8 protein-coding genes are annotated in these 12,038 nt (G+C 45.0%); 4 read left to right on the top strand and 4 right to left on the bottom strand.

Going from position 1 to position 12,038, the window contains the following annotated elements; all coding sequences use genetic code 11:
- Positions 1 to 167 precede the first annotated feature (167 nt).
- The 4 genes from J3U76_RS10015 to J3U76_RS14670 all read left to right on the top strand — a co-directional run bounded on the left by J3U76_RS10015 (position 168) and on the right by J3U76_RS14670 (position 4,981).
- Entirely contained in the window at positions 168 to 1,553 is a 1,386-nt protein-coding gene (locus tag J3U76_RS10015) for an ATP-dependent nuclease (protein WP_208005830.1), read from the top strand.
- Between the two features lie 169 nt (positions 1,554 to 1,722).
- Positions 1,723 to 2,697 (top strand): transposase, encoded by a 975-nt coding sequence (locus J3U76_RS10010; protein ID WP_208005829.1) that lies wholly within the window; start codon positions 1,723 to 1,725, stop codon positions 2,695 to 2,697.
- A gap of 735 nt (positions 2,698 to 3,432) precedes the next feature.
- Positions 3,433 to 3,951: a hypothetical protein gene (locus tag J3U76_RS10005; RefSeq protein WP_208005828.1), complete on the top strand. Its 519-nt coding sequence runs from the start codon at positions 3,433 to 3,435 to the stop codon at positions 3,949 to 3,951.
- Between the two features lie 82 nt (positions 3,952 to 4,033).
- A complete protein-coding gene (locus tag J3U76_RS14670) occupies positions 4,034 to 4,981 on the top strand; it encodes a DUF5655 domain-containing protein (protein WP_208005827.1) in 948 nt (315 codons plus the stop codon).
- A gap of 90 nt (positions 4,982 to 5,071) precedes the next feature.
- Here the strand turns inward: J3U76_RS14670 and recG are convergent, their stop codons facing one another.
- The 4 genes from recG to J3U76_RS09980 form a co-directional block, all read right to left on the bottom strand.
- A complete protein-coding gene (gene recG / locus J3U76_RS09995; protein WP_208005826.1) occupies positions 5,072 to 7,144 on the bottom strand; it encodes an ATP-dependent DNA helicase RecG in 2,073 nt (690 codons plus the stop codon).
- Between the two features lie 291 nt (positions 7,145 to 7,435).
- Complete coding sequence (pssA, locus tag J3U76_RS09990; RefSeq protein WP_208005825.1) at positions 7,436 to 8,785, bottom strand: CDP-diacylglycerol--serine O-phosphatidyltransferase; 1,350 nt, start codon at positions 8,783 to 8,785, stop codon at positions 7,436 to 7,438.
- A 144-nt stretch (positions 8,786 to 8,929) separates the two neighbouring features.
- The gene (locus tag J3U76_RS09985) at positions 8,930 to 10,720 is read right to left on the bottom strand and encodes an aminopeptidase P family protein (protein ID WP_208005824.1); all 1,791 of its coding nucleotides are present in this window, start codon (positions 10,718 to 10,720) and stop codon (positions 8,930 to 8,932) included.
- Between the two features lie 207 nt (positions 10,721 to 10,927).
- Positions 10,928 to 11,809 (bottom strand): DMT family transporter, encoded by an 882-nt coding sequence (locus J3U76_RS09980; RefSeq protein WP_208005823.1) that lies wholly within the window; start codon positions 11,807 to 11,809, stop codon positions 10,928 to 10,930.
- Between the last annotated feature and the right edge of the window lie 229 nt (positions 11,810 to 12,038).

Genomic DNA, 12,038 nt, shown 5'->3' with positions numbered 1-12,038 from the left:
CAATAACTTACTGACAACCGCTGCTTTACGCTCTTCAGAATACAATGACATAATAACTCCCACACCGGCCCTATTGATATAAAATTAGGCTGAATTGCCAACCGGACAACTAGGGTGACAGAGGGGGCGATGAAGATTTCTTTGTTCTTTATGAAGAATTAAATGAAATGCTTGAAGAGCCAAAGAGTATAGTTGAAAAATTTCATTTATATTTATCATTCCCTAACTCAGAAAACCCAAAATATGTATTTTTCACTAATGAGAAAAGAAAACCTGAGACTACAAAAGCGTTTTCTAGAATTCAAAGGCAAGCTGTTTCTCTGCTTTTAGAAAAGTTCGTATGTCATTACGTACCATCATCAAAAAGTATTGATGATTTATATTCATCGTTACTTCAACCTTTCATTAAGCGTTCAGTTTCAAAAGTATTAGATGACAAACTTCAAGAAATTAACCAAAGCTTGCAAGAAATCTCTAATCATTTAGATGCTCAATTATCTGTGGCAGGTTTGCCACATATATCTTCACATTTTTCTTTGCCAAATAACTCACTAGAAGAGTTAATCCATAAATTTGAATTTCATCTATCAGATCCGAATAAAACATCAATTGATAGAAAAGGTATGGGTATCCAAGCTTCAGCTATTCTGGCTTCATTTCTTTGGATAACACAAGAAGAAAAAAAATTAGATAAAAATCCTATATGGTTAATAGAAGAGCCTGAGTCATATTTACATCCAGAGCTAGCAGATTCTTGTCATAAAATGTTAAATGAAATTAGTAATGAGGCTTTGTTAGTAACTACAACTCATTCTCTTGGTTTTGTTTCTCAAGATCCTCAGCGTATAGTGGGCACTATAAATGATGGTAAAGAAACTAAGGTAATAAAATATGATAGTTATGTTGAAGCAACAACATCCATAAGAAAAGCACTAGGCGTACGATTTAGTGATTTTTATAATTTAGGTGTATCTAATATTTTTGTCGAAGGGAAAACTGATAGAGAAGTGTTTAAATGGTTTTTGAGTGTCGTTCCTGAAACATTAGAAGGTGAATATTCTTGGCCACATGTAAGAAAGTCTGAGATATTAGATTTCACAGGAGTAGCTGGAATGGAAGGTTTTATGAAAGCTACTTATGAATACATATATTCTGAAAGGCCTGTGGTAACGGTATTAGACGGTGATAGTGCTGGAGATAAAACACGAAGAACCTTACAGCAATACTTTGGTAATAAAAAAATACCTTTTCACTCCAAAAAAGACTTTGTCACGTTACACGATGGGTTTTCACTCGAGGGTTTATTTCCACATGATTGGATCATAGAAGCTTATGAGCAGCACCCTAATTGGTTTAGTGATTTTGATACTGATGTTGAGGGAGTTCTTAAGCCGTTTACCGTTAAATCAAACTCCAGTAAAGAGCAACTGAGAAATTATTTAAAATCTAAAGCAGTTGAGGCTGATAGCTTTGATTGGGTAGCAAGGTTTAAAACTGTTTTCGATGTTGTCGAAAAAGCATTAAAAGAACGGAATGAAGCTGTTTACGGCTAAAATGTAAACTAACAAGTCAATTCAGCAGGACAAAAAACAGTTGGTTTTGCTCCTGCGTCGCTAATTTTAACCAACTAGCAAACTAACAGGCCACCCATAGGAATTGGTTGTTTTTTAGCCTAGGACCTATACTTAACATGTTCAGGGTTGAACTTTTTAGGAGGCTAGGATGGCTAAACCACGGGTTGCCCAAGTGAGTTTACAAGATACGCCCTTTTACCATTGCGTGAGTCGCACGGTGAGAAGGGCATTTTTGTGTGGTGTGGATGAAGTTTCTGGTCGCACGTTTGAGCACCGTCGACAATGGTTAGAGAAGCGATTGCTGTTTTTGACGCAGGCGTTTGCCATTGATATTACTGCCTATGCGGTTATGTCTAATCATGTGCATGTGGTGCTGCGTATTGATGCAGAAACAGCGATGAATTGGCGAGATATTGATGTGGTAAATCAATGGCATAAGCTGTTTAAAGGTACACCGCTCACCCAACGATTTGCGAACGGCGAGGTCGTTAAGGCTTATGAAATCGACACACTTAACGAGAGGGTTGCCGAGTATCGGCGTCGACTGATAGACATCAGCTGGTTTATGCGTGCTTTAAGCGAGCCCATTGCCCGCCAAGCCAATAAAGAAGATAACTGCACGGGACGCTTCTGGGAAGGGCGTTTTAAATCCCAAGCCTTACTTGATGAAGCTGCGGTGTTGGCCTGTATGACCTACGTCGATTTAAACCCCATTCGCGCTAACATGGCCACCACCCCAGAAACATCTAAACACACCAGCATTAGGCGACGTATAGATGCAGCAAAACAGGGAGCACAACCGAAGCGACTACTGCCCTTTGTCGGCAATGACCGCAAACAGTTGCCCAAAGGCCTACTGTTTGAGGTAAAAGACTACATTACCCTCGTAGACGATATGGGCAGAATACTACGTGATGACAAAGGAGGTGCCATTGCAGAAAGCACCGCCAACATACTGAACAAATTGAATATTTCGCTAGAAAACTGGTTAAAGATAACCGAAGAGTTTAAATACCTGTTTACAGGGCCGGTCGGGTCGCTTGAAGATTTAACGCGTTACTGCAAACACTTAGGTATGCAGCGGCGCGCGCACCTTAAAAGTTGCCAGCACTGGTCAAGCTAAGTACTTAGCGTCAACATAGCTAAATCTGTACACTCCAACAGGAGTGCACAAAGGCTGTCTGAGTACCGCTTAAACGAAGCAAATTACTAGCAGATCACATCAAATAAGAGTAATTTTCTCCATTTTGGTTTTCCATATCATTCAATTTTGCCAATCACAGCCAAAAATCTAGGCTGTCAGCCCAATATGAGTCTTAGTGAGATAATTTAACATTGGGTGGCATTTTAGTTTCTTAGCTTGTTGAGTGCTCAACAAACTACAGTTGACGCATTCTCAATAAAAATAGCGTCAATATTTTTTTGTATAAGCGTTATCTCTAATGCTGGTCTATCACTCTTTTTAGCTCTGTTTGGTCAAATTGATACGTATGTTAATCGAATTTATTTCACGCTTTACCCATGGCTACATTTGAATAGTTTGCCTGCCATATCTATTTATAGTTTTATATTCGGCATTGTTTTTTTATTCAGCTACTACTCATATTTTATTGCATTCATAGCTGTAGTTGTAATTTTTTATACAGGCAATCGTATTCAATCAGAAGTAAAAAAAGCTAATGTTGATATCTTCGAAAAGGTTCAAGATACTGAGTAAAAGAAAGTCTAACAGGTCACCCATACTAGTTGGTTGCTTGAAACTCATAACAAGGCTAATCACAAACGCCAGCAAGCTGGCTGGACTCGCTACGCTCGCCTGTGTTGGCGGCGTTAGGCATTACGATGAGGAAATAGCACTTTGTCAAAAGGAAGAAGTCAATTTATCGGAGCTTCAGGTCAGTTTTATGTAGCTCATCAACTAACCAAGCGATTTGTTCATGCGAGTATTACGGTCGGAAATGCGCCGTCAGTAGACATAATTGCTGCTAAAGCAGACGGTTCCAAAAGTATTTCTATACAAGTTAAGACGTCACAAGGCGCATATCGAAGAAGTCGATATGGCCGTGAGGGGTGTGAATGGGATGTAGGTGCTGGGGTAATAGGAAAAGTTAGCCCTAACTTGTGGTATGCGCTTGTTGATTTAAAGCTGGGTTCGGAAAAAGAGCCTGACGTTTATATAGTTCCATCACTTTGGGTTGGTGACTTTGTGAAGTCTGACTGGAGTAGGAAAATGTATTTCTTGCCATCTAGTGCATGGGGGCTTACAAAAAACAAATGGGAGCTCATCTCTTCTTTCTTAGATGGCAATCCTGAAACAGAATTATTTAGCCAAACTTGGCCAGAAGATAAGCTTGTTCGTTGGGGACAAAATGCCTAACAAGTGCAGCCAAGGGACGCTCCTTAAGTCGCGCCCCTGCTGCAGGCGTTAGCTGCTAGAGAAGTAATGGAGTATTTATCAAGTGCCAATTTTTGATATTTCAGGAGATAAATTGTCTGCAGTAGAGCAGAAGAATTTTGATCTGGAAAAAGATTTACAAAACCTGATTGAGAAAAACTTAGAAACTGTGTTCAATTGCCGATTTGTGGCTAGCGAGTTTTCAACGGGCGCCCAACATGCTGGCCGTATTGATACGCTAGCTTTGTCAGAAGAAGATAATCCCGTAATTATTGAATATAAAAAAGTAGAGTCATCAGAGTTAATTAATCAAAGCCTTTTTTACTTACACTGGATTCAAGATCACAAAGGTGATTTTGAGATCGCAGTACAGAAACGCATTGGAAATGGAATTAAAATTGATTGGTCAGATATTAGAGTTATCTGTATTGCACCTAATTATAAAAAATATGATTTACATGCAGTTCAAGTAATGGGCGCCAATATTGAATTATGGAAGTATCGTCTCTTTTCTAATAACTCGCTTTATCTTGAAGAAGTCTTTCACACCTCAAAATCAATGGCAATAGCTTCTACAACGACACCTGATGGCGGATATAAAAATCCTGTTATGGTAGAGGCTGGTAAGAAAGCTGCGCTAACTCGTGCAACAGCAACTTATACTTTTGATGAGAGACTTGATGGTAAAAGTGATGAGATTTTAGAGCTTACAGCAGTTGTACGAGAGTTTATTCTTGGTATCGATGAGTCCATAGAAGAAGTACCCAAGAAATTCTATGTTGCTTATAAAGTATCTCAAAATATTGTCTGTTTAGAAGTTAAAGGAAAAAATTTAAAGCTTTTTCTAAAACTCAAACCATCTGATGTACCTGCTGACACAAAGAACTATCGTGATGTGTCTTCAATAGGTCATTACGGTACTGGTGATGTTGAGTTCACTGTTTCGTCTGAATCAGAATTTGAACCAGTTAAACACTTTATAAAAATGGCTTATAACAAGGTCGGTGGCTGATGGCTCCTAACAAGCGCATATTGTCGGGCCACCCATAGAGATTGGTTGTTTTTCTGACAGCTGATAGCTTACCGCTGACGGCTGTGTCTTCTACACTTTCCCATATTGATCTCTCTCACCTAGCCAGCGACGGATAAGTGGGGCGACTACTTGCGGATGGGCATCGGCAATATAGCGGGCTAGGCGTTGTATTTCGGGTAATAGATGTTGGTCGCGGATTAAGTCGGCCACTTTTAAATCGGTGAGGCCGGTTTGTTTGGTGCCTAATAGTTCGCCGGGGCCGCGAATTTCTAAGTCTTTTTGCGCAATAATAAAGCCGTCGTTAGTATCGCGCAGTACTCCTAGGCGTTGGCTGGCGGTTTTGGTTAATGGCGCGTGATATAGCAGTACGCAATGCGAGGCCACGGCTCCTCGGCCGACTCGGCCGCGTAATTGGTGTAGTTGTGCCAGACCTAAGCGTTCGGGATTTTCAATGATCATTAACGAGGCATTAGGTACATCAACCCCCACTTCTATTACTGTGGTGGCCACTAATAAGTCTAATTTTCCGTCTTTAAAATCAGCCATTACCGCCAGTTTTTCGGCGGGTTTCATGCGGCCATGAACCAAACCAACCTTTAATTCGGGAAGCTGTGCGCTTAGTTCGGTGGCGGTATCTTCGGCGGCTTGGCATTCAAGCATTTCTGATTCATCAATCAGCGTACATACCCAATAAGCTTGGCGGCCTTGGTCGCGGCATACTTCTCGCACGCGGGTGACAATGTCTTGGCGGCGAGTGTCGGGCATGGCTACGGTTGTGACCGGAGTACGCCCCGGGGGGAGCTCGTCGATAATGGAGGTATCGAGATCGGCATAAGCCGTCATGGCCAGCGTGCGAGGAATAGGGGTGGCGGTCATAATTAACTGATGAGGATAAAACGCGCCTTGGCTGCCTTTTTCGCGCAGGGCTAAGCGCTGATGTACGCCAAAGCGATGTTGCTCATCAATGATCACCAGCTCGAGTGCATTAAATTTTACTTCTTCCTGAAACAAAGCATGGGTGCCCACTATCATGCCTACTTCGCCGCTGGCGAGCCGCGCTAATTGCTCGGCTCGGGCCTTGCCTTTTACCTTGCCCGCCAGCCAGCCAACTTGAATGCCCAAGGGGGCTAGCCAAGCAGCAAAGTTGTTAGCGTGTTGCTCGGCTAGTAATTCGGTGGGTGCCATTAAGGCTACTTGGCCCTGATTGCCCATAACTTGTAATGCCGCCAAGGCGGCCACTAGGGTTTTACCTGAACCCACATCCCCCTGCACTAGCCGCATCATGGGCACATTTTTTTGTAAGTCGGCGTTAATATCACCGACCACTCTTTGCTGAGCGCCGGTTGGTGTAAAGGGAAGTTGAGCTAAAAACTCGTCAATTAATGGTTTTGGATAACTCAGGCTGCGGGCCTGATGGGCTTGGCTTTGTTCTCGTACCTTAAGCACCGACAAGTTATGCGCTAATAGCTCTTCCATGATTAACCGCTGTTGCGCGGGGTGCTTGCCTTGCTCTATATCAAACAGAGCGACATCTGCCGGTGGCCGGTGTAATAACCGCACGGCATCGTTAAGGCTAATTTGTTTATTATATAGGCCATCGGGCAGCCATTCTTGCACTGGGTGTTGCTCGAGCAAGGTGAGCGCCTGATCGGTTAGTTGGCGTAAGGTAATTTGACGTAAGCCTTCGGTGGCGCCATATACGGGAGTAAAGCAGGCCTCGCTGGTAATGGGTTGTTCGCCCACTTGTAGGCTGTATTCGGGGTGAATAATCTCTAGTCCATATTGGCCTGGGCGTACTTCACCAAAGGCACGAATTTTAGTGCCGGCAGTAAGGGTATTTTTTTGTGCGGCGGCAAAGCTAAAAAAGCGCAGTGTTAGGCTGCCAGTGTTATCGCGCATGCGGCATAACAGCATGCGCTTACGGCCATAGCTAATATTGCTATCGACTATTTCGCCAATCACAGAAACATGCATGCCGGGCATGAGTTGGGCAATAGGGTAAACACGGGTGCGGTCTTCGTAGCGCAGGGGCAGGTGAAACAACAAGTCTTGTACCGTACTCAAACCGAGCCGTTGCAGTTTTTCTAACATCTTGTCGCCCACACCCTTAAGCGTACTTAAGGAGACTTTATCTAGATTCATAACGACCCCACCTGTGTATATATACAGAGAATAGCAAAGCCGAGATCAAAAAGGGAGCAACAGCAGCGGTCAGCCTTCAGCTGTCAGCGATCAGCCGAAGAAAAACACCGAACCTTGCGGGTTCGGTGTTGGTTTAACTGATAGCTAACGCTGACCGAAAGGCCATGGATTGCCGCGTCGCTCCGCTCCTCGCAATGACGAACTGGGCGCTGCTCTTATTTTGTCTTTGCGAGCGCAGCGCGGCAATCCAGCTCTTATGTTTATCTGATAGCTGACGGCTGACAGCTGTATTTAAAGCAGCCTTTTAAGGAGTACGTTGGCGCGGGTGCGTTGTACGCGTTTGAGTAGGCGCTGTACGGGAGCGGGGTAGTCGGTGATTGCTTCAATTTCTGAGAAATGCTCAATGCGTTGGCAATGCTCAAGAATATTGGCTTTTTCTGCATCAAAGCTGGGTTGCAATAATTGCTCGGGATCGTTGAGCAGCAGGCCGTTTTCTAAATCTAGCCCCCAAGCGCGTGGGTTAAGGTTGTTGCCGGTGATCATGGCTAAATCCTTATCCACAAACAAACCTTTAAGGTGATAAGAATTGCGCTCATGGCGCCACAGCATAATGTTTAACTTACCCTGGTAAATAGATGTCTGATGAGCGCGAGCAAAGCGGCGCAAATTAGCTTCATATAAATAGGGTAGACCGCCTATGGTACGAAACGGCTGGTCGGGAGCAATATAAAAGTCGTTGGCAGTTTTATCACCAATCACTATGGTGACTTCAACGCCTTTTTTTAGTAAACCACGAATATCTTTTGCGAGTGGCTTAGGTAAATTGAAGTAAGGCGTACAAATAAACAGCTGTTGCTGAGCACTACGCAGGCTGGTGCGGATGGCGCGATTAAGGCGGTTACCTATTTTTCCTAAACCGGCTAAGGGGGTGACTGACACTTGCCCTGGTTGGCGTGTTTGATGCTCAAACTGATATTGAGTGCGCTTCATTTGCTGTTTAAATTGGCGGATCACCGGTCTTAGCTGGCGCGCGCTTGCAATGGGCTCGTCGATGAGCGACACCACAGCGGGATTGTCGATAAACAAACGCTGTATATAGTCCACCATGGTGTCGGCAAGCGAAGCATCATTAAATTGGTGGTAACGGTCAAAGCGATAACGCTCTTGTTGGTGCAGGTAAATGTCGTTGATGCTGGCGCCGGAATACAAGAGCGTATCGTCAAACACAAAGCCTTTAAGGTGCAGCACGCCGAGCACTTCTCGGCCTTTAACGGGCACGCCGTATACCTCAATGGGCTCGGCATAATGCTCGGCAAAGGCTTGGTACATTTTATGGTTACCGCCTTGGCCTTTATGACCAATTAAGCCGCGTTGCGCTCGATGAAAATCAACAAACAGCCGAATATCGAGAGCAGGGTTAGCCTGTTTTGCTTCATACAGTGCGGTTAAAATTTCTCGGCCGGCATCGTCATCCTGCAAATAAAGCGCCACCAGATAGATACGCTGTTGAGCGGCACCAATCAGTTCTAACAATCGCTGCTTAAAGCCTTGGGCAGAATGCAGAATGTCCATTTGCTCGGCATTAATGGCAAGCTTCGGCAAACGCTGTAGCAAGGTTCGGTAGTTATGAGTGAGTGACATATATCAATCCGGTTAATAAGTTGTCGCTTAAGACCATACCTAAGCGACAATATTCGTAGGCAGTTTACCGAATTTTACTGAGCAACGGCAAATTCTCGCGCACTCTAGCCAATATTGACTAGAGTGCGCTGCTTAAGTGTGCGACTACAAAGGGCGGGTAGCTTGTTCTAACCAGGCGAGGTCATCCCCTTCTAGTAGTGGGCTAATTTTTTCCCATACTTGGCGGTGATATTGATTAAGCCATTGAATATGTTTGTTTTCTAGCCAGTTTTCATCAATTAAGCGTCGGTCGAAGGGGACAAAGGTAAGGGTTTCAAACTCAAATACCGGAATGTCGCCATCGAGATGAGCGGCTTGCACTACTTGTAAGTTTTCGCAGCGAATACCAAAGCCTTGTTCGCGATAGTAGCCGGGCTCGTTAGACACTATCATGCCGCTTGTTAACGGCACCATGCTGCCTTTCGGTGAAATGCGCTGTGGCCCTTCGTGTACGCTTAAATAGTGCCCCACACCATGGCCGGTGCCATGATCAAAGTTATAGCCTTGTTGCCACAATGGCATGCGCGCTAAGGCGTCTAATTGCTGGCCCGCGGTGCCAGCAGGAAAACGCGCTTGGGCTAAATCAATATGACCACGCAATACGAGTGTAAACAGCTTTTTTATTTCAGCATCGGGCTCGCCCACCGCTACTGTGCGGGTGATATCTGTGGTGCCGTCTAAATACTGGCCGCCAGAGTCGACTAAATAAATGGCATCTTGGCCCAGTGTTCGGGGCGTGCCATTTAAGTGATGGTAGTGGCACATGGCGGCATTGGGCCCCAGTGCCGAAATAGTGCTAAAGCTGGGCTCTACAAACTCAGGGTGGCTGGCGCGAAAACTCTCTAGTTTATCGGCCAGTGTGCCTTCGTGCTCTTGTTCTGGATGAGGCTGGCTTAAGCGTTTATCTAACCAAGATAAAAAGCGACACACGGCGGCGCCGTCACGTAAATGGGCGCTGCGGCTGCCGTTTACTTCTACCTGATTTTTACAGGCTTTGGGTAGCATGCATGGATCGGCAGCAAACACCAGTTCGGCACCTGCCTCACTTAAGGTGAGCGCGCTCCAAGCATTGGCCGTGGTGGGGTCTAGTTGTACGCGGGACTTTTGTGTGCCCAGCATTTGTAAGTGTTTTTCAAACTCACACACGGCGAATAAGCTGACGTTATCCCCAGCATGGGCTGCTAGGTCTAATCCGGCAAACTTAGCGGGATCGGCAAATAATTGCACGCTACCATCTTGATATAACAGGGCAAAACTTAACACTACGGGTAGGCAGTCAATATCACGGCCACGAATATTTAATAACCAGTTAATGGGCTCAGCTTGGGTTAATAGCTGTGCATCAATGTGCTGTTCGGCCAAGCCTTGGGCAATGCGATTACGCTTAGCCTCGCTATGCTGGCCGCTATAGTCTTGGCTTAATAGTAAGGCTGGATGGCTGTTGGGGGTTGGCCGGTCTTGCCAGTGCTGGTCAATGATGTTGTGAGCAATGGGCACCAGTGTAATATTATGGGCGGCCAATTTTTCTTGGGCGCCTTGATACCAGTGCTGGCTATGTAAATGCGCATCAAAACCTACTTTATCGCCGGCGTTAAGCTCTGTTATCAGCCAATTTAGGTAGGGTTCATCAATAAGGTGGTGATAGCTAAATAATGTGTTATCGCATTGTTGGCGAACTTGCACTGTGTAGCGACCATCAACAAACATGGCGGCGGTATCCGCCAAGATCACGGCCACGCCTGCGGAGCCACTAAAGCCTGTTACCCAATCTAATCGCTCGGCATAGGGTGGAATATATTCCCCTAGGTGCTCGTCGTCGTGGGGCACAATAAAAGCGTTAATGTCGTATTCAGCCATGGTGCGACGAACGGCCGCAAGGCGATGGGCGTGTGTCATTAGGGCTCCTTAATAAGAAAAAGACGATGGTTAGCCGTTAGCTTGTACCGTTAGCGATAGACTATAACAAAACTTGGCTATTATTTTTGCCACTCAAGGCACGGAACTCGGTACAGAACAAAAAAAGCCGAAAGTGACAGGCTTGAAGCTTTCAGTGTTTCTTGTAACTTAAAATGTTTGCCTTTGGCGTATCGCTGCCCGAAAGGGTTACCGTTTGATTTTAAGCTGTTGAATAACCAGCGCCGCCACTATCATCAGTAGGCCGATAAGAGTGGCGGGGTAAATCTCTTCGCCCACTAAAAAGTACAGTAATAAGAGTGATGCAAAGGGTGAGATAAAAATTAAGTTTGAAATGCGGGCAGTGTGTTCAGCGTAGCGCATGGCCATTAGCCAAAGTACAAAGGCGATGCCCATTTCAAATACGCCAATATAAATGGCGCCTACCCAACCTTGCCAGGCCAGTAACTGAAAATCTGACCATAACCCTGTGGCAAGGGTGACCAAGGGAATCGCCACTAAAAAGCTTAAAGTAAGAGTGACCAGCGGATCACCTTGATGGCGGGTGTTTAAAATCCAATAACCAGCCCAGAGCAAGGTCGATAGTAATGCCAAGGCTACGCCAAGGGGATCTTCAAAGTTTAAACTGAAGATATCGCCCTTAGTGGCGATGACCATAGCGCCTAAGTAGCCCAATATAATGGCCAGCCAGTCTTGCTTGCGAATGCGCTGCCCTAAAAAAGGCACCGCCAACAAGGTGAGAGTGATAGCCCAGGTATAATTAAGGGTTTGCGCCTGTTGAGCAGGCAGGCGATCGTAGGCCTGAAATAGCACTAGATAATAGAGGCTTGGGTTAATCAGCCCCAGTAACAGGTAATAAGTGGGGTGTGCTTTTATGCTTTGCACAAGCAGCAGCAACTTACCAAGGCATGCTAAAATACCCAGCAGTAATAGCGATGAGGTGATAGTGGCAACCAGTAATAACTGAGCTGGAGAAAAGTAGCCTAAAGAGAGCTTAAACGCCGTGGCAACCGTTGACCAGCAGGCAACGGCACCCAAGCCATAAAAATAGGCTTTTTGTTGATTTTTCATGTTATTCATTTCACGGTTTAATGAGTAGGGCCTGTGCCAGCATGGGGCAATAACCCTTCAACAATTGACAGAAATTACTGCTTAATATGTAATGTTTAGCATAAAGTGTGGCTACCTAATAGACGTTAAGCCTAATACTATGACTTTGCCTCTTAAGTTTGTGGCACTTAACAGCTAAACTCACCGTTAAATGACGCGCTTAAGCCGCAAACTATCGCTTGGCTTAGTA

The organism is Oceanisphaera pacifica (assembly GCF_017498065.1).
Taxonomy (GTDB): Bacteria; Pseudomonadota; Gammaproteobacteria; order Enterobacterales; family Aeromonadaceae; genus Oceanimonas; species Oceanimonas pacifica.
This window is presented reverse-complemented; position numbering and strand designations above follow the sequence as displayed.